Annotated in this window: 21 protein-coding genes; 10 read left to right on the top strand and 11 right to left on the bottom strand. The window is 58.8% G+C overall.

Going from position 1 to position 16,353, the window contains the following annotated elements; genetic code table 11:
- Positions 1 to 223: 223 nt before the first annotated feature.
- Complete coding sequence (locus HUV48_RS13700; RefSeq protein WP_176268292.1) at positions 224 to 970, top strand: hypothetical protein; 747 nt, start codon at positions 224 to 226, stop codon at positions 968 to 970.
- Positions 971 to 1,250: 280 nt separating this feature from the next.
- On the opposite strand, the gene HUV48_RS13695 is transcribed toward HUV48_RS13700, so the two are convergent.
- The 3 genes from HUV48_RS13695 to HUV48_RS13685 form a co-directional block, all read right to left on the bottom strand.
- On the bottom strand, positions 1,251 to 2,174 hold the full coding sequence (locus HUV48_RS13695; protein WP_176268291.1) for a DUF4365 domain-containing protein: 924 nt from the start codon (positions 2,172 to 2,174) through the stop codon (positions 1,251 to 1,253).
- 470 nt (positions 2,175 to 2,644) lie between these two features.
- Positions 2,645 to 3,292, bottom strand: coding sequence for a hypothetical protein (locus HUV48_RS13690; protein WP_176268290.1), 648 nt, complete (start codon positions 3,290 to 3,292; stop codon positions 2,645 to 2,647).
- Between the two features lie 266 nt (positions 3,293 to 3,558).
- Positions 3,559 to 3,774 (bottom strand): hypothetical protein, encoded by a 216-nt coding sequence (locus HUV48_RS13685; RefSeq protein WP_176268289.1) that lies wholly within the window; start codon positions 3,772 to 3,774, stop codon positions 3,559 to 3,561.
- Between the two features lie 16 nt (positions 3,775 to 3,790).
- On the opposite strand from HUV48_RS13685, the gene HUV48_RS13680 reads away from it, so the two are divergent.
- Positions 3,791 to 4,162, top strand: coding sequence for a hypothetical protein (locus HUV48_RS13680; protein WP_176268288.1), 372 nt, complete (start codon positions 3,791 to 3,793; stop codon positions 4,160 to 4,162).
- Between the two features lie 430 nt (positions 4,163 to 4,592).
- On the top strand, positions 4,593 to 4,844 hold the full coding sequence (locus HUV48_RS13675) for a hypothetical protein (protein WP_176268287.1): 252 nt from the start codon (positions 4,593 to 4,595) through the stop codon (positions 4,842 to 4,844).
- Between the two features lie 2 nt (positions 4,845 to 4,846).
- Here HUV48_RS13675 and HUV48_RS13670 read toward each other — a convergent pair whose 3' ends face one another.
- The 3 genes from HUV48_RS13670 to HUV48_RS13660 all read right to left on the bottom strand — a co-directional run bounded on the left by HUV48_RS13670 (position 4,847) and on the right by HUV48_RS13660 (position 7,294).
- Positions 4,847 to 5,362, bottom strand: a complete 516-nt coding sequence (locus HUV48_RS13670) for a hypothetical protein (protein WP_176268286.1) — start codon at positions 5,360 to 5,362, stop codon at positions 4,847 to 4,849.
- A gap of 328 nt (positions 5,363 to 5,690) precedes the next feature.
- On the bottom strand, positions 5,691 to 6,482 hold the full coding sequence (locus HUV48_RS13665; RefSeq protein WP_176268285.1) for an alpha/beta fold hydrolase: 792 nt from the start codon (positions 6,480 to 6,482) through the stop codon (positions 5,691 to 5,693).
- Positions 6,483 to 6,691: 209 nt separating this feature from the next.
- Complete coding sequence (locus HUV48_RS13660; protein ID WP_217906835.1) at positions 6,692 to 7,294, bottom strand: winged helix-turn-helix transcriptional regulator; 603 nt, start codon at positions 7,292 to 7,294, stop codon at positions 6,692 to 6,694.
- A gap of 161 nt (positions 7,295 to 7,455) precedes the next feature.
- Here HUV48_RS13660 and HUV48_RS13655 point away from each other — a divergent pair, with 161 nt between their 5' ends.
- The 7 genes from HUV48_RS13655 (at position 7,456) to HUV48_RS13625 (ending at position 11,282) form a co-directional block, all read left to right on the top strand.
- Positions 7,456 to 7,869 carry a VOC family protein gene (locus HUV48_RS13655; RefSeq protein WP_176268283.1) on the top strand — a complete coding sequence of 138 codons (414 nt, stop codon included), beginning with the start codon at positions 7,456 to 7,458 and terminating at the stop codon, positions 7,867 to 7,869.
- Positions 7,870 to 7,898: 29 nt separating this feature from the next.
- A complete protein-coding gene (locus tag HUV48_RS13650) occupies positions 7,899 to 8,255 on the top strand; it encodes a DUF1428 domain-containing protein (protein WP_176268282.1) in 357 nt (118 codons plus the stop codon).
- A gap of 1 nt (position 8,256) precedes the next feature.
- Entirely contained in the window at positions 8,257 to 8,604 is a 348-nt protein-coding gene (locus tag HUV48_RS13645; RefSeq protein ID WP_176268281.1) for a VOC family protein, read from the top strand.
- Positions 8,604 to 9,260, top strand: a complete 657-nt coding sequence (locus HUV48_RS13640) for a glutathione S-transferase family protein (RefSeq protein WP_176268280.1) — start codon at positions 8,604 to 8,606, stop codon at positions 9,258 to 9,260. Before HUV48_RS13645 ends, HUV48_RS13640 begins: the two co-directional genes overlap by 1 nt.
- Positions 9,253 to 10,056, top strand: a complete 804-nt coding sequence (locus tag HUV48_RS13635; protein ID WP_176268279.1) for a VOC family protein — start codon at positions 9,253 to 9,255, stop codon at positions 10,054 to 10,056. Before HUV48_RS13640 ends, HUV48_RS13635 begins: the two co-directional genes overlap by 8 nt.
- Before the next feature lies 1 nt (position 10,057).
- Positions 10,058 to 10,750, top strand: coding sequence for a dihydrofolate reductase family protein (locus HUV48_RS13630; RefSeq protein ID WP_176268278.1), 693 nt, complete (start codon positions 10,058 to 10,060; stop codon positions 10,748 to 10,750).
- A 223-nt stretch (positions 10,751 to 10,973) separates the two neighbouring features.
- Complete coding sequence (locus HUV48_RS13625; protein WP_217906834.1) at positions 10,974 to 11,282, top strand: hypothetical protein; 309 nt, start codon at positions 10,974 to 10,976, stop codon at positions 11,280 to 11,282.
- 141 nt (positions 11,283 to 11,423) lie between these two features.
- On the opposite strand, the gene HUV48_RS13620 is transcribed toward HUV48_RS13625, so the two are convergent.
- The 5 genes from HUV48_RS13620 to HUV48_RS13600 form a co-directional block, all read right to left on the bottom strand.
- Complete coding sequence (locus tag HUV48_RS13620; protein WP_176268276.1) at positions 11,424 to 11,888, bottom strand: hypothetical protein; 465 nt, start codon at positions 11,886 to 11,888, stop codon at positions 11,424 to 11,426.
- A 312-nt stretch (positions 11,889 to 12,200) separates the two neighbouring features.
- On the bottom strand, positions 12,201 to 13,325 hold the full coding sequence (locus HUV48_RS13615) for a recombinase family protein (protein ID WP_176268275.1): 1,125 nt from the start codon (positions 13,323 to 13,325) through the stop codon (positions 12,201 to 12,203).
- Between the two features lie 35 nt (positions 13,326 to 13,360).
- On the bottom strand, positions 13,361 to 13,453 hold the full coding sequence (locus tag HUV48_RS14450; protein ID WP_263970507.1) for a hypothetical protein: 93 nt from the start codon (positions 13,451 to 13,453) through the stop codon (positions 13,361 to 13,363).
- A gap of 569 nt (positions 13,454 to 14,022) precedes the next feature.
- A complete protein-coding gene (locus HUV48_RS13605; protein WP_176268274.1) occupies positions 14,023 to 15,393 on the bottom strand; it encodes an MFS transporter in 1,371 nt (456 codons plus the stop codon).
- Positions 15,336 to 16,346, bottom strand: a complete 1,011-nt coding sequence (locus HUV48_RS13600; protein ID WP_176268273.1) for an alpha/beta hydrolase — start codon at positions 16,344 to 16,346, stop codon at positions 15,336 to 15,338. Before HUV48_RS13600 ends, HUV48_RS13605 begins: the two co-directional genes overlap by 58 nt.
- Positions 16,347 to 16,353: the final 7 nt, after the last annotated feature.

Genomic DNA, 16,353 nt, shown 5'->3' with positions numbered 1-16,353 from the left:
GGTTCGCGACTATCGAGCGCACGCTGTCCCAGATCGCGCTTGGTGGCAGCCGGCACCTGAATCTGGAGATGTTCATCCCCACCATCATCCGATCTCTCCGACTTTTTCATAACTTCATGAAACCATTATTTCATGAAAAATGAAAGCACTTATGCTTGGTTGGAAGGCTGATGCTTTCTGTGCGAAGGGTAGTGACTGAATCTTGCAAACCGAGGGCTCCGCGATGAACTTCCTCAATTTCGAAAATTCGGATCCAGACCAACATATCTATCGGATTATGCCGGAAGCCCATGTGGTTGACCTATTTGCAAGCCGGCGCAACGTCTTGAGCCGGATCGACAACTGGAAAGACAAGTTTGAAAATTTCCAGCTGAAACTCGGCGGAGTGTTGGATGGCGAAGTGTTCAACTATACTTTTGCCAATGATTTTGTGGGTCAATGCTGGACGCGCGATGCCTATTCGGAAGCGATGTGGGGCATCTATGCCAATAATCCTGCGAAGCGTTATCTACGCATCCGCTCGACTCCCAGAAAGCTCCTCAGTGCGCTGGTAGATGCGCATCCCCAAGTAGCCCAGGATTGCTTCATGGGAAAAGTCGTATATCGATCGGAATCGAAGCTCATAGCATGGCTGCATCGTCCCGAGCGCCTACGATTGTCTGCCGTGGAGTTCGCAGGCTCACTGCTGATGAAGCGTCGTGCCTTTCGCCATGAACGCGAAGCTCGACTGCTCTACCTTGGCGATGCAAAGGATCAGGACGAAGACGGATTATATCGTTTTCCGGTCAATCCCCACACCATGATTACCCAAATCATGGCTGATCCCAATCGAGATCGCCGCAGTTGGATAGCCGATAAGAAGGCTATTGCCGAAGCAACAGGTTACAAGGGTACGATTAAGCGATCGAAAATCTATGACCCTCCCGAATGGCAAGCGCCATCTTATCGGTCGCCGCAGTCCGAGCGCTGAACTACTCGTTCTCAACTGCTGAAATCAGCTGTCACGCATCGCGTGAGTAAATGGCAGTCTTCAGAGAGGGATCGCCAAAATGTCTGCTATCTTGAGCCCAGTTGCTTAAATCCGACGGACCGAATCCGGCCCCAAAGGCGCTGCGCTGCTTTCGGCGTTGCTGTTCGTCAGGACGCCATGTTTTTTAAGCCGGTTGCACTGCATTGAAACGCGGCAATGAAGGCGTTATCTAACCGAAGCGAGAACCACGCAGCCCCGGCCACGAGAGTGGTAGCTTTGCTTATCGGGAAAGTGGTTCTCGCACACCGTAAACGTTTCGCTTTCGTCGCGGTTCGTAAATTGTGTGGAAGTAGTAATCTCTTCCCTCTTGGGTAGGCACCCATCGCATTATCAGCTTCACTATTGCTGTTTGGCGGAAGGGAAAGCTGACTGCAGCACGAGCACTGACGTACGGCGTTGTTGGATCAACGCGCGAGGTATGACCCCTAAGTTCTTCCTCGGTGGTAGCAGCCAGCAGCTTTCGTGCAACACCAAGTAGTACAAAAGACTGGTAGCGAGTTAGCTCCGGACGCCCGCGGCGGGTGATATGCCTCCAGCCCTTTCCATCGAAGGTCACAATCGGCCCATCCCCACCTAGCCGGACAGGTTTGGAACCCAGTTCCCTATACAACGCGTGCGCTGCCACCTGAATGTGATCACGCGTTCGTAGATGTGGGAAATCTTCTGCTTCTGCTCTCAAGCTCTTCACTAGCAAATCGCGATGGATCGTACCGCAAAGTTGCGCAATTCTGCCTTTGGCCTCACGGTCGAACGTTTGATCCGTCGGTACAAAGATCTGGGACGCCGTTCGCCGTGCGGACCGTGCGTCCACCCAAAACGCATTCATCTCCTTAGGATCGACGAAGATGACGATTGCCGCACCTACCACGCGACGCCATCTTTCATAATTCCGGCTCAATTTCTCAGAGCCTAGCGCAAGACAATATGATCCGGTCGAGTCTATCCTGGGAACGGTCCAGCATTTGATCTGGGCAAAAATAATCTGACCAGTGGGCACGCCATTCTGTTCGACGAAGATCAGGCCGTCGATTCCATCGTCGTTGTGGGCGTCAAGCGGTTGCCAACGACTTCGCCAATCTCGCAAGATTATGCCTTCAACGAGATTGACGCCTATCTGGCCAAGGCGCTGACGTCTTAAGCTCATTGATACCCCGCCGACAACCTTTTGGGGGCGGACGCATATTCATGACATCGCAACGGATGGCAAACGTGTTCCACGGGCAAACGCGTCAATTTCTCGAATCTTTTAGTTTCCAATGCGTTCTCCGTCATTCTTGGATATTCCATGAGATGGACCGATGGATATTCTTTGCGGCACACAAGAGGCCGAAGAACCCACTCTCCCGCATTTCACCGTCACAAACAGCGTCGATCTCCCTTTTGATCTCTTTTTTATTAGCCCCGGAACCTTGTGAAGAACCGTATCTCAAAACGACCCTCATAATTTGCAAGCAGGCATATTGAGTCCGCTCGGACCAGGCTTTCGAATTAAAGCGGACGGACAGCTTCCGGCGGCAAAGGTGTCACAGTGCCCTCCCCCCTTGTGCATCACACGATTTTGGCACAACCGAGCGGGGAGAAAGCCTGATGCGTCCTCCCCGCCGCATGCCGAAATCAGCGAACCATGAAATGGCTCATCGACAGGAGCTGAAAGCTCTGTCCAATGGCACCTTCGATCTTCTTTTCGACGGTCGAGTTAAAGCTCGCGCTGATGGCTGCGATCTGAGCGTCGGAAAGCGCACCGGTGAGTCTCGCGGTCAACGCCGCATCGAACGCGGATTTCATATCCGACGAAACCGAAGCTTCATCGATGCGAAAACCGGTAAGCGACGTGGTGAAGGTGTTACCCTGCTCCATCCACGTCCGGCAGGGCTGGAGTTCGGCCGGCACAGCGACTGAATTCAACGCGCCTGTGAGAGCTGGATTGATTTCCCAGAACTCGTACTCGCCTTTGAGAGTGATAGTTCGCTTCTTGGACTTCTTGTAGGCCAGGTTGATCGCCGCAGTCACCTGCTCCATCGAAGCTGCGGGAATGCCCGCCGCGGTCGCGATGGCCACGGCGTCGAAATCGCCGCTCGCCTTCAGCAGCCTATCCGCCTTGAAATCGAGGTTGAGCGTCTTGCTGTCGCTGCGCAGAAGGTAGTCAATGTCCTGCTGGGCGGCGAAGTCGGCGATGGGATTGGGCGCGAAGACGTTGCCGCAATAGTTCATCCCCTTGGCCATCGTGGTGGTAAATTCGCGGCCCAGATATTGATCGAGCATCGGCGTTCCATCGCTATCGATGGTGATCGCAATCGGGTTTTTCACGACCATGGACTTGGCTTCCGAGGAGTCCTGCGCGCATCTGCTATTGCCCGACCCGGGGCAAACGTCCTTCCAACTGAAACTTTTCCCGATAATCTTGACCCCTGCCGTGGCCGGCAGTGGAGCGATCGCCGCAGCAAGAAATGCGGACGCGGCGAAGTATTTGGCGTATTTTATCATTGGTTCCCCCCAAATAAGACCGGTTTCCGATCGGACTGCGAAGACTAATCGTGACGGCCTGCCGAAGCAATAACAATACTTTCGCGGCAATCTTCCCGGCGAATGGGCGGCAGCTTGAGCGCGGCCTTGCCTGTCTTTGCCACGCGCAAACTGCGTAACGAGACTGCGAGGATCTTCAATGTGAAGCCACACCTTCTGCTCGGCCGAAGCCGGAAGAACGAGGTCGTGCGGGCGCGGGATTCGGCGATCTGGGCGATCAAGACGCGCTAGCCGCAATTGCCCTTTCCGCATATCGGCCAGCGTTTAGGGGGCCGCGACCATTCGACAATCATTGCGGGCTATCGCAAGATCGAGATGCTACGCGGCCGCGACGAGGACCTGCGTGCTGCGACGGACTTCCTCGTTGTCTTAGAGATAGGCGATGCGGCCCCGGTGCCGCAGGATTTGCTCGACCGTCTGGCCGCTCTGGCCAAGCATAACCGCGACAGACGGCTCAACCCACACGCGGTCTGGGCTCAGTGGCAACGGCAAGTGAATGCCGAAGTTTCCAGCTATCCCATGCGCTTGCCCTCGAGGCTGAACCTCGGGCTTATCGGCGAGGCTGGCGACCCGCTGTGTGGGTCGGCGGCCATCGAGGATCGGCGCTAACAGGTGCTGCGCGAGCGGGGGACGCGTCAGCTCGGCTTGCTCGAGGCGGAAAGACAGCGCTGCGGCTTCCCGCCCGCGCCAAGCCGATGTCGGAGATGGTGCTGTGAAGGCGCGGTGGAAGCGTCGCGCAAGACGCAACTTGCGAAAAGGGCCGAGCATGGCCGAGCGGCAGATGGCACTGGTTCACGCGCGCCCGCTGTCGCCGCTCGAAGCCGCGTATACGGAACTGGGTGCACTGTTCGGGCGGGAGGATGCGCGATGATGCTTCTAGCGAAGACGGCGGCGGCGGTTGGCCTGAGATCGGGCTTTGACGGAGCAATGGATGATTCGGCTCCTGGCGAAAGGGAAAGGAGCCGAACCAAATACACCTGTCTTATATCGGGTCGTCCAGTGTGCGACGAACCGAGTTCGATTTGCGCGCCATTTCCGAATGAGTACTTCGACCTATCTCGAAGTCGCGATGGCGGGCGATCGGGCGGAGCCAATGTGTCCGCTTCGTCGCGAGGTGGCGGCGGCCGGGCTATCGCCGCGCGGGTTTGCTCAGCTGCTCGAGCTGGGAATTCCGGTGCGTGCGCTGGCGCAGCTGTGCGGGGCGGGAGGGAAGCTGAAAGCGCTGCTGCGCTGGGGTGGATTGCCGCGGGTAAAGGAAATGGTGCCGCTCCCGGTCAGGAGGGGGGCATGAACCTAGCGAACATCGCCACCGTGAAAATAAGGCTCGAGATGGCGTGCGACCGGGGTCAGCATGAAAACTTCGCATTGGCCACGGTACAGGGCTGATATGAACCCGCCCGAACGTTTGTTTGTTTCGATCCAATTGTTGATGGTGCTGTGCATCAGGTGGATGCGCGTCCACTCCTCAAAGGTGAAATGCTGCGGATGGGCAATCGCCCACTCGAAAGCAGCCTTGGCGTGGGTTATGGCCTTGGCGGCTCTACCGGTAGATTCTACGTCTATTGCGTCTGCATTTTCGGCAGTGAAATAGGGAGCGACCCCTCGCCTCAAGCTCTCCTGTGCTTCGCTTATTTTAGTCCGTGCTGCTTCGCGAGTTCTCCGGTTGCGGACGTTCTGATAGAGTATCGAAAGCAGGAACGCAGCAACGACGCCGAAGAGGCCGCCCCAAAGGCTGAGCCATCCGCCCGCTGGAATGCTGAGGCCGAAGACCCAATCGGTCCAGATTGTCTCGGTGTTTTGTATAGCCATTACGCAAGCAATAGCGGCACATGCAGGAATGGAAAGGCAGCGGCATGACCACCCGCAATCGCTTTTCGGGCGGCGGTCCGCCTCCGCGTGAAACCGCGCCGGGTGGTGGCGGGGATGCTCCGGTGTGTCAGTGCCGGCGGATTGCTCGAAGCATCATATAACTCTGCTCGCCTCGCGGAATTTCCGCAATCGGGTCGGAAGCGAAAAGGCAGCTTTTCGACAAAAGTGGCCAATAGCGGACGGTCAACTAGCGGCCCAACGAAGGACGTTACAATGGGGCCGCAAGCCCTGCGTCAGCTCTCGTCTTGCTAATCGCCCAATTGTAGCTTTATTCCGGTGCCGCGGTGCTCGTTGCAGCCAGTATCACGCGAACGGTCTCGTCTGGCCGATCCCACATCGGGAAGTGTCCGCTACGTTCGAACCAGTGCAGCGTTGCTTGAGGGAAGGCTTTCATCGCGCGGTCCGCCTGCTGCGGTAAACACAGCCGATCCTTGCGTCCCCAGCCGATGACAACGGGCGCATCCGTCGCCGCAGGGCCCTCTTGCATTGCGCCATTGGCGAGGTCCTTCACAAGCGAATTGACGGTGCGCGTATTCGCCAACGACTTCAGTTCACGTGCGACGAATGCCGGATCGAGCGCCCACGGCCTTGCAGAAAGCTGGGCCATGAGTGCGGTCCGTCCTGCGACATTTCCGGTGATGGCAGAAAGCGCCGGTTGCAGTGCGCGAACCAGTGCAACCGAAGGCGTTATCGTGGTCTTGAAGAAAGTCCGCTCCCACCCCTGCCAAAAACCGCCCGGGTCCAGTGCGACAACCGCGCCCGAGTGGCCGCGCCGCGCCATCTCGAGCACCAGGCGAGCTCCCAAGGAGCTTCCAACCATGTCGATACCTGTGAGACTTTCCGCGCTAAGCCAGTCATCCAGACTGCGCGCGAGTCCTGCAAACGTGCCGCTGTCGTTCTCTTCGGGCGTCTGCCCATGACCAGGCAGATCTACGGCAATAACCTCCCTGGCTTGAGAAAGCGCAGGCGAGATCGTGTCCCACGAACGAGAGGTAGCCCCCAGCCCGTGGACAAGGAGAAGGGGTTTTCCGCGCCCCGTGCGCGTATGGTGCATGGTCATATTATAGCAACGCCTCGCACCGGCTTATGGCCCCGCGAATGTCTATTTTGCCGAAGGTGAATTCAAGAGCGGACAGCCCGCTTCCGGCCCATTCTCTGCCGTTCTGCAATGCGCCCCAATATTAGCCGTTCCAGCTAATAAATGAAGTACTCGAAAGCGGACACTCGATGAACGATTACGTCAACCCCCCTCAAATTTCTCAGCCAAATTTAGCCGATCTGTTCCGGCAGATCGAACAATGTCATGAAGCGGCGGGCAGCCTCGCGGTTGCCCGTCATCTCCACGCCTACGTCCGACGCTGGCATTCCTAGATAGACCATCGCGGCGAGCGGCGAAGCCTCGGGGGCGCTGAACACCGCATCGGTATCGACTGGTTCTTCGCGCTTTACGGTGAACGCCCCATTCTCTACCGTGCCGGTGAACACGACATCGGCAAAACGGAAGCCGATGCGCGCGCGCCATTCGCCAGCTTTGACTGGATCGAACATGGTGCGCAGCGAGAGCATGAAACTGATCGGCGACAGCGGCAGCGTAGGGTCGTGCGCGCCCGACATTGCGGCCCACCGCCCCAATTCCTGAATCAATGGTTCGGCGCGGTAACCCCATTGCGTCAACTCGTAGACTTGCGCGGCAGCGGGCGGTGGCAGCTTGCGGCGCACCAGCACGCCCGCATCCGCAAGGCCGGCCAACCGCTCTGTCAGCACCTTGGCCGAGATGCCGGGCAGGCTGGTCCGCAGATCGGAAAAGCGGCGCGGTCCGAACATCAGTTCGCGAATGATCAGAAGTGCCCAACGCTCCCCGACAAGCTCCATTGCGAAGGCGGTTCCACAGGCATCGCTATACCATTTGCCATGTTTCGCCTTAGTCTTTTTAGTTACTTCTCGTAAGTTCATTGTTGCTTTATGTAACTTATCAGGGCAGCTTTAACAAGAGTCGCGTCGCAGACCCGGCCCAGATCCTTGAAAGGATGCTAATGACCAAGATGATCTTCGTGAACTTGCCCGTTGGTGATGTACTGCGATCGACCGCCTTCTACGAAGCTTTGGGCTTCGAGAAGAATGATGCCTTCTCCAACGAACAGGCAAGCGCGATGGTCTGGTCCGATGCAATCAGCGTGATGCTGCTGGATCATGCGTTCTATGCCACCTTCACCGACAAGCCGATCGCCGACACTCGCGCAACAAGCGCCGTGCTCAATTGCCTGTCGTTCGACGACAAGCGGGCTGTCGACGCCTTCCACGCTGCGGCAAATAACTCGGGCGGCAGCGAACCTCGCGCCATTAAGGATCAAGGCTTCTTGTATGGCGGTGCCATTGAGGATCCCGACGGTCACACTTGGGAAACGATGTGGATGGACAAGGAATGGACACTACCCGCGGCAGGGTGAGCCGGGGACGTAAAAAAGGAGAGACTCTGATGCCCTATGTGAACGGATTTGTTCTGGCCGTGCCGGAAGACAGCAAGCAGGCCTATATCGACACCGCCGAGAAATTCTGGACGCTCGCCCATGAGTTCGGCGCCATCAGCCAAGTGGAATGCTGGGAGGTCGACGTGAAAGATGGACATACCACCGACTTCCGCATGGCGACAAAGGCGAAGGACGGCGAGAAGATCGTCTTTAGCTGGGTCACTTGGCCCGACCGGGAAACGGCTAAGGCGGCCGAGAAAAAAATGATGGAAGACCCCCGCATGGAAGAGTTCGGCGAGATGCCGTTCGACGGCAAGCGGATGATTTATGGCGGGTTCGAGCCCGTTGTTTTCATGGAATCCTGATATGGAGGTCACCAACGTCTTCGTCTCGATCGGCGTCGCGGACCACGCGGCCGGCTGCGACTGGTGGTCTACATTGCTTGGCCGCGAGCCCGACCGCCGCCCCGTGGCAAGCTGCTGCGAATGGGACCTGACGGATAGCGTACTGTTCCAGGTTCTCGACAACCCGAAGCAGGGCTCGGTCGATACGGTTTCGCTCCGCCTCGAAGATCTAGACGCTGAGATCGCGCGCCTGCGCGGCCAAGGGCTCGCCATCAGCGATCCTGAGCTGGTGCCTGGCTTCGACACGCTGCGGATCGCAAACCTCGCCGATCCTGACGGTAACACCATCAATCTTCTAGGAGGTCAGTGATGCCTGCCGACCCGGTGATCATCTGGACGCTCGACTGGGTGCCCGACGGACCCCGCGGTTTCGTGCGCGACCTCCGGCTGCGCTGGGCGTGCGAGGAGGCAGGCATTCCCTACCGCATTGAAACAGTTCCGTTCGAGGGGCGCGAGACCAACCACCTCGATCGCCAACCCTTCGGCCAGGTGCCGATGCTGGAGGACGGCGCGATCCGCCTGTTTGAAAGCGGGGCGGGCCTGATCCATCTCGGCGGCAAGAGCGACGCGCTGCTCCCCGCCAATGAAAAGGGCAGGGCCGAGGTGATCCAGTGGATCTTCGCCGGGCTCAATACGCTCGAAATGGTGACCATGCCGTGGGTCGTGCTGCAATGGTCGAAGAGGGGCATTCCGGAGATTACCGGCTGGCTCGACAACCGGCTGGCGCAGATGGAAGCGATCCTGTCCGAATGCGAGTGGCTGTGCGGCAATCGTTTTACTCTGGCCGATCTCGTCATGGCCGACGTGCTGCGCGTCGATCTCGTCCGCAAGCACGGCGACCGTCCGGCGAGCGAAGCCTACATCGAACGGATGACCGCCCGCCCCGCATTCCGAAAAGCATACGCCGACCAACTCGCCCATTTCGCGAAGGCCGACGAGGCCCGCAAGGAAAACGACGATGACTGATCCCGATACCGGCGCCTTCATCTGGTACGAACTGATGACGCCCGACCCCGATGCCGCCAAAACTTTCTACGATGCGGTCATCGGCTGGGACATCGCCCTGCGCGATGCGAGCGAACGCGGTATGGACTATCGCATGATCCGGCGGTCCGATGGCGGTATGGCAGGCGGCGTGCTTGCTCTGTCGCGCGAGATGCTGGACGGCGGCGCTCGGCCCGCATGGTACGGCTATGTCCACGTCGCCGACGTCGACGCGGCCAAGCAGGCGTTCGAGGCTGCGGGCGGCACGGTTCATTTCGACCAGACGATGGAAGGAGTAGGCCGCATGGCGCTCGTCACCGACGGCCAAGGCGCGCTGCTCTACGTCATGACCCCCACTCCGCCCGCGGGCGATCCCTATGCGCGGAGCGACGTGTTCGACTACAAAAAGGCACAGCACGTGCGCTGGAACGAGTTGTCCACCACCGACCAGGACGGCGCGATCGCTTTCTACACCGGCCTGTTCGGGTGGCGGCAGGACGGTACGATGCTGATGCCGGGGATGGGCGACTACAAGTTCCTCTATCGTGGTGAGGGCATGATCGGCGCGGTGATGAAAAAGCCGCCTGCCATGCCGCAATCGAACTGGATCTATTCCATCGGTGTCGACGACATCGACCGTGCGACTGCTGCGGTTGCCGATGGCGGCGGCGTGCTGCTGGAAGGTCCGCACCAGATACCGGGCGGCGCATTCAGCGCGGTCTGCACCGATCCGCAAAGGGTCGCCTTCGGCCTTGTCGGCCCGCGCGTAGAGAGCTGAGATGGACACGCCGGATCCCGCGCGAAAAATAACGGGGGCCGCCTTCCTGTCGCTCGACGGCGTAATGCAGGCCCCCGGCGGCCCGACTGAAGACCCGACTGGCGGTTTCAACGAAGGCGGCTGGGTTTTCAGGCTGTGGGACGAACAGGTCGGGGAAACGCTGGGGCGGCTGTTCTCGGGCGAGTACGACCTGTTGCTGGGCCGGCGGACCTACGACATCTTTGCAGCTTACTGGCCCTATGCCGAGGAGCCGGAGAACCGCCCGATGCGCGACGCCTTCGACGCGGCGAACAAATACGTGCTTACCCGCGGCGACAAGTCGCTCGAATGGCAGAACAGCCATCGGGTGACGGGGGTCGGGGACGTCGCGCGGATCAAGGCGGAGCCGGGCGCCGACATCATCATCCAGGGATCGAGCACGATCTACCCGGATCTCCTCGAGGCAGGCCTGATCGACGAACTCATTACGATGACTTACCCGGTGATCTTGGGCTACGGCAAACGCCTGTTCGGCGCCGGCACCCCGGTCACGAAACTAGAAATGACCGACCACCACGTGACCAGCCAGGGCGTCGTCGTCGCCCACTGGAAGCCGGGCGGAGACCTGCCGCCTTACCCCAACGAAGCGCCGATCGCCGCGACCAGCGACCGCGAGGTCGCGCGGCGCAGGCGCATCGAGGATGGTACATGGTGAGCGGCCTCGGCCTTACTCTTGGCAGAGCGTACCGAAATCTGACTTATTCAGCGGTCGATCGTCGACACACGGTCGACCGCTTTGAAGCATCCGCTTCGCGCAGTCGGACGGCCGGAATTGGGGTGGAAAGCCGACTAACCCGCGCTTATGGCACGATGCAATGAAGTGGAACTTGGATAAGCCTAGCATTAGAAGGCGGGTGCTCTATGCGGCGTTCGCACTGATGGCCGTTGGATTCATATTTCTTCCCTTCCATCTGGGCTTGTCCGACATACAAACTGACATGGTCGCGAGCGTGCTGCTTGCGCTGGCCGTCGGAGCAATTCTCTACGAGGACCATCGGGGGCTTGTCCTCCCTCCACTGCTCGTCGGCTCTGTTTTGATCTGTTTCTTGGCAGTGCTTCTCGCGGCGATTGCTATCGTGTGGAATGGCATTCGGTTCCAAGCGCTAATTCCGATTTGCATGGTGATTGGCGGCGTCGCTTATTGGTATCTGGACAAGCGGAGAACCTCGGCTGCGGTCGACGAGTAGCTACACCCGCAATGGGGTCGTTAGCTGACGGTCCGGTTTCAGTTCAGAGGCCGTAATACAAACCTGTCCGCTTTGTGCGCCGTCCGGCTACGATGCTAATGTCCAATAATGGGGTGGGGAGCGGACATTTGGCTTAGCTGCTCATTTAAAAAGGCACCAAGTATAATCTGGTGCGTGTCGTCTGGTAGTGTCTGTCCGTCCAGCATGGGGCACTACTCCAATCACCGTCGATGGGGATTGGCCCATGGGATAGTCTATGAAATCGACGGCATTGCCAGACGAATATGCTTGCTCGCTTCCATCAGCGAACATGACCTTGAAGAGGCAATATCCCATGCCGCTTTCGCCTGCCTTGTAAATCTCTGCCGCGAATTTGGCGGGCAGCCTCGTTGGGCTTTCTCGGATAGAAGCGATTGCTCTCACATCAACTGATTGCTTACCCTTGTCGTCCTCAGGCCAGACGCCCCAACGCTTAATCCACTCTTCTGAATGTGCCAGAAACACTCTGTCTTGTTCACTGGCGTCTTCAAACGTGGCCAAACAAGGAAATATCAATCCATCTCCAGTGGGAATGGTAGACAACTGCTTCCTGAGATCATCGTTCAAACTTGCATATCGTTTTGTCATGCGTTGATTTTACCGAGAACACCAACGTCCGCAAAGGGGTCGTTTGCTGACCGTCGGGTTTCAGCACAATTGCAGGGTTAGCAGACTGTCCGCTTATGGCAGTTGTTTGGCAGCCAGCGCATGACCGTTATTGAGTGAACAGTGGTCATAAGGGCGGGAACAAACATCAGGTGCCATCAACGGCGCTTCTTTTTGTTGGGTCCCTATGACCATTGTATGGCGCTACGGCTACAATGTCATGGGCGCCCTATCGTGTGGGAGGTCAAAGAATTCGACCAGGCTTCTAAGCGCTCAATTGATACACAGCACCCGGCGCTGCTCGGCCCGACAGAAAGGCAATTGGGTCCGGCCCAATAGCTTCGCAGTCAGCTCCGCCGGCTGCCGGCCTTCCACGACAAGCGTGATGATGTCCGGGCAAAGACACGATAGCGATACGAGCCGCGCGAGCCGTGTTCGGCAGCGCCCTTCCCGCTCTGCCAAAGCGCGGACGGACAGCTGCGGGTTTTCGAGGATCAGATCACGTGCCTGCAGCGCATCTGTAATTAGAGACAGCAGCTTCGGATCGCGCTTCGGCGGTGCCGGATCGGTGTCCGGCCCGGGCACCACCAGCTTCAGCCGGTGCCCTTTGCGGACGCGAACCATGGGCAGCGTTATCGTAAACACCTGGCGATCGCATTTGAGCTCATTGATACCCAAGGCGCTTGCAGCACCGGCAGGATCGAGAGCTATGATTACTCCCGAGGCTTCGACGCGCACGGTATTGATAAGCCGCCCGATCACTTCCGCCTTCTCGGTGGCAGGTCCACTGCGCAAGGCGGCGGCGGTAAGGTCGGCCTGCGCCAGTACGCGCTGTAGCTCATCTGCATCCACACCGTCGCGAAGCAGATCGAGGATGAACGCGCGATCCGCCAACTTCTCCGCCAGCGCCGAGCAGACTGCGCCTTCGAGGTCTGCGGCCGGCACCCGCTCAGCTGGTGTGCCGTTCAGCGCATCCGGCCGCGTAACGTAATAACGGTATCGCTGCGTCTTGCGGCTTTTGCCCGAGTGGCTCGGGGTCATGGGCCGGCCTTCGCTGTCCGAGACCAGACCGATCAGCAGGCTAGGCTGGTCGGCAGCGCGGCGGCGCGATGAGCCGCTGGCATTGGCTTTGAGCTTGGCCTGGACCTTGCCGAACAATGCTGCGTTGATGATCGGCTCGTGCTCGCCTTCGAACGCCTCACCCTTATGCACGATCATCCCGCGGTAGATGCGGTTCGACAGCAGATGGTACAGCGTGCCCCTGCGGTAGGTGCAACCGCCGCGCTTCGGTCCGCTGGCATTCTTTTGTGGCTTTGTCCGGTAGCCATCGCGTTCGAGCTCGGTGACCGGCCCCGCCCTCGCCTTCTCCCAGCGCTTAACCAACTGAGCGCGGTCCATCGAACCAATTGCGGCGAGTTCATCGGCAAGCACTCTCACTTCGCGTTGCCCCCCACGATCCGCCAGCGGCTCACCCCATCACGCCGTGTACGTTCGATCGCATAACCCTTAGCCTTCAGACCGCTCATCGCCGCGCGGGCCGTGTGCGGCAGCCAACCGGTTGCCGCGGGAGTTCTTCCAGCGTCGCGCCTTCTTGTCGGGAAAGTAGCTTTCTGACGCTGGCTAATTTGGTTTGCTTTGCTTCACGCCTATCAGGTTGAGCGTTTGCGGTATTCGGTTTGGACATCATCATCTCCAGGTTCGAACAGCGGCGAAATGCCGCTTCCACGACCTGAAGACCCCGTATGCAGCGCTCATGGCTGCACAGAAGCTAGTGCGGCACAACGTGCGTCGCGACTGCAGCAATGCTCGACTTGGGAGCGTAGTCCAGTGGGTTCGCTCAAGAAACTAAACGCAACCTATAATCGGTCGGACGGCCGTACCTGTGCAAGCCAAGTCGCTGCCATCTCTTAAATATGACGGCGGATGCCCCTAGCTGTGGATTGGTTGCAAAACAGCCACATGCGGTGAAAGGTATTCGCGGGGTCAAGATCTTCGTTGGCGTGACGCATACAGGCTCTCTGCCCGCACGCTCTTAACCATCAGTTGCATTTGCTCTGACGGAGCCAGCGGGTCAGTGCAAACCATCCCGAAAGCGTTAAACCAGCGGCATCCCCGGCGTTCGCTTCTTCTGATAAAAAAGCCACATTAGGACAAGAGCCGAAACGAACGAACCGAGACTCATGATGAAAGCGGTAGACGATAGGTCGAAGCCTGCAGCAAAGAGCGCCCCCGCACCAGCGGGACCGAAAGCTGCGCCCGCTCTTCCCAAGCCCACTCCGAAGCCGATACCACGTCCGCGCAGTTCCGCAGGAAATGCTTCGGCGAGGAGCGCGTAAAACGCGACACCGCCCGAATTGAAGAATACGCCAACCAGGGCTGCTGCCCCGATCAGCGCGAAGCGATCGGTTCCTACCTGAGCAAAGACGTTCACAGCTAATGCTGCGCCAAGCAACACGATGATCGATGCCAAGGGAAGGGTAATGCGGCTCGCAACAAAGCCAAAGACGGGCCCGGCGAACGAGCCTGCCAGCATGGCCACGATCAGCATGTCGGCCCCGATCTGCGCTTCATATCCGAAATCGACAACCAGCTTGGGCATCCACTTCAGGATGAAGTAGTAGCAAGTCATATGCCCGACATAGGCGAGGGTTAGAAGAATGGTGACGCGGGCGAGCGGTCCGCGGAAAAGCGCGGCGAGGGAAGCCGAACCACCGGTTGTTCCTCCTGCTTCCGCCTCTTCGGCAGAGGGAAGTCCAAGCTTTTTTAGGATTTTGTTCGCTTTTCCAAGTCCTTCTCCTACCGACTGCCGGCCGGCCCAAATCGGCGATTCCGGCATAAGAGCGATCGCTAGTGGCAGCGTTAGGATGGTCACAATTGCGCCGAATAAAAAGACGTCGCGCCATTCGCCCACCACGAGCAAGTGGCGAGCGACCAACCCCCCGAGCACTGATCCAAGCGGATAACCGACAATCATGGTGGAGATGACCACTGGCCGCCAACGATCATTGGCATATTCGCTGACGATGGCAGTAAGCGATGCGAGCATCCCGCCAATGCCGAGGCCGGTGAGAATGCGAGCGGTCGACAGCTGCAACACGTCTTGCGAAAGGGTTGCGCCGAGCATGCCGGATGCCATCAGAATAAGACAGGTGAGAATGCAAGGTCTGCGCCCGAAGCGGTCAGCCGCTATGCCGAAAACGACCGAACCAACCGCCATGCCGATCAGCTCCATTGATAGCACCCACCCCAGCGCCGCTGGATCAAGCCCCCAGCTCTCAGCAATTCCAGGAGCGGCGAAGCTGATCGATGCCGCGTCGTATCCATCGAGACCATTGAGGAAGATGGCAAGCGCGACGGCGGTCCACTGCCGCCGTCCCATCGGATTTTCCGCCAAGATACGCATAGGGGTCATGCCGATGCCTTCTGATCGTCCGCGCACAGATTGGCTAACATCCCGCTGATCCACCTATCTCGATCCTGCCGATATTTGCCGGCAAGAGCGCTCCGACGCAGCATGTCGAATCCGTGGATCGCCCCGCTGTAAAGATGCAGTTCGCACGCCGTGCCTCCCCCGCACAGATGCTCGGCAAAGCGCAGATTTTCAGCGGCGAAAAGATCGAGCGCCCCTGTGGCGATAAAAGTCGGTGGCAATCCGGCTGTTTTCTGCGCGAGAGCGGGGGAAAACCAAGCAAGAGCGTCGCATTCGATGGCTGCTTCGCCGGCGAGTGAAGTCCAGCCAAAAGTGTTTTGCGCGCGCGTCCAGACAAATTCCCCAGCGGGCCCATGGTCATAAGGATCGCAGGGGCCGCCAGTGCGATGGTCGAGCATCGGAGAAGTTAGGATTTGCCCTGCGATCCTTGGACCTCCACAATCCCGCAATTTGGTAGCGAGTCCGGCGGCAAGCCCGCCACCGGCGCTTTCACCCATGAGAAAGATGGCGGATGGATCGATGTCGAGGGAGCTCGCATTGGCGAGCAGCCAATCAAGAGCCGCCTCTGCGTCTTCCAATTGCGCAGGAAAGGGATGTTCGGGGGCGAGCCGGTAATCGAGGGAAAGAAAGACGACGCCATGATCCACCGCGATTTGCGGTCCGGAAACCCGCGCCATATCGGGCGAACCCATAACCATGCCGCCGCCATGGAGGTGGAGGATAGCACCTCGTCTCTGCCCGCTGCTTGGCGGGTCGAACAGAAGAGCGCTTACTGTACAGCCATCCTGCTGCTCCACCTCAACCTTGCTGGGCTGCAGACGCATGTCGAATAGCCGCGGATCGACCTGTGCACGCACCCGTGTCTCGGCGAGCGTCTGAGGTGTCAAATCACCGGAGGGCAACGCATCGATCAGCGCCCGAACCTCCGGGTCAACGAGAATGAGCGAGCTGCCTGAGCCGTATTCCTCGTTCACGCTGGTTGCCGCCATCACGAAT

The organism is Qipengyuania atrilutea (genome assembly GCF_013370205.1).
Taxonomy (GTDB): domain Bacteria; phylum Pseudomonadota; class Alphaproteobacteria; order Sphingomonadales; family Sphingomonadaceae; genus Actirhodobacter; species Actirhodobacter atriluteus.
This window is presented reverse-complemented; position numbering and strand designations above follow the sequence as displayed.

Coding starts and splice junctions, on each gene's coding strand:
- HUV48_RS13700 (WP_176268292.1), top strand. CDS start 224: ATGAACTTCCTCAATTTCGAAAATTCGGATCCAGACCAACATATCTAT.
- HUV48_RS13695 (WP_176268291.1), bottom strand. CDS start 2,174: ATGAGCTTAAGACGTCAGCGCCTTGGCCAGATAGGCGTCAATCTCGTT.
- HUV48_RS13690 (WP_176268290.1), bottom strand. CDS start 3,292: ATGCTCGATCAATATCTGGGCCGCGAATTTACCACCACGATGGCCAAG.
- HUV48_RS13675 (WP_176268287.1), top strand. CDS start 4,593: ATGAGTACTTCGACCTATCTCGAAGTCGCGATGGCGGGCGATCGGGCG.
- HUV48_RS13670 (WP_176268286.1), bottom strand. CDS start 5,362: ATGGCTATACAAAACACCGAGACAATCTGGACCGATTGGGTCTTCGGC.
- HUV48_RS13665 (WP_176268285.1), bottom strand. CDS start 6,482: ATGACCATGCACCATACGCGCACGGGGCGCGGAAAACCCCTTCTCCTT.
- HUV48_RS13660 (WP_217906835.1), bottom strand. CDS start 7,294: ATGGAGCTTGTCGGGGAGCGTTGGGCACTTCTGATCATTCGCGAACTG.
- HUV48_RS13655 (WP_176268283.1), top strand. CDS start 7,456: ATGACCAAGATGATCTTCGTGAACTTGCCCGTTGGTGATGTACTGCGA.
- HUV48_RS13650 (WP_176268282.1), top strand. CDS start 7,899: ATGCCCTATGTGAACGGATTTGTTCTGGCCGTGCCGGAAGACAGCAAG.
- HUV48_RS13645 (WP_176268281.1), top strand. CDS start 8,257: ATGGAGGTCACCAACGTCTTCGTCTCGATCGGCGTCGCGGACCACGCG.
- HUV48_RS13640 (WP_176268280.1), top strand. CDS start 8,604: ATGCCTGCCGACCCGGTGATCATCTGGACGCTCGACTGGGTGCCCGAC.
- HUV48_RS13635 (WP_176268279.1), top strand. CDS start 9,253: ATGACTGATCCCGATACCGGCGCCTTCATCTGGTACGAACTGATGACG.
- HUV48_RS13630 (WP_176268278.1), top strand. CDS start 10,058: ATGGACACGCCGGATCCCGCGCGAAAAATAACGGGGGCCGCCTTCCTG.
- HUV48_RS13625 (WP_217906834.1), top strand. CDS start 10,974: ATGGCCGTTGGATTCATATTTCTTCCCTTCCATCTGGGCTTGTCCGAC.
- HUV48_RS13615 (WP_176268275.1), bottom strand. CDS start 13,325: ATGGACCGCGCTCAGTTGGTTAAGCGCTGGGAGAAGGCGAGGGCGGGG.
- HUV48_RS14450 (WP_263970507.1), bottom strand. CDS start 13,453: ATGAGCGGTCTGAAGGCTAAGGGTTATGCGATCGAACGTACACGGCGT.
- HUV48_RS13600 (WP_176268273.1), bottom strand. CDS start 16,346: ATGGCGGCAACCAGCGTGAACGAGGAATACGGCTCAGGCAGCTCGCTC.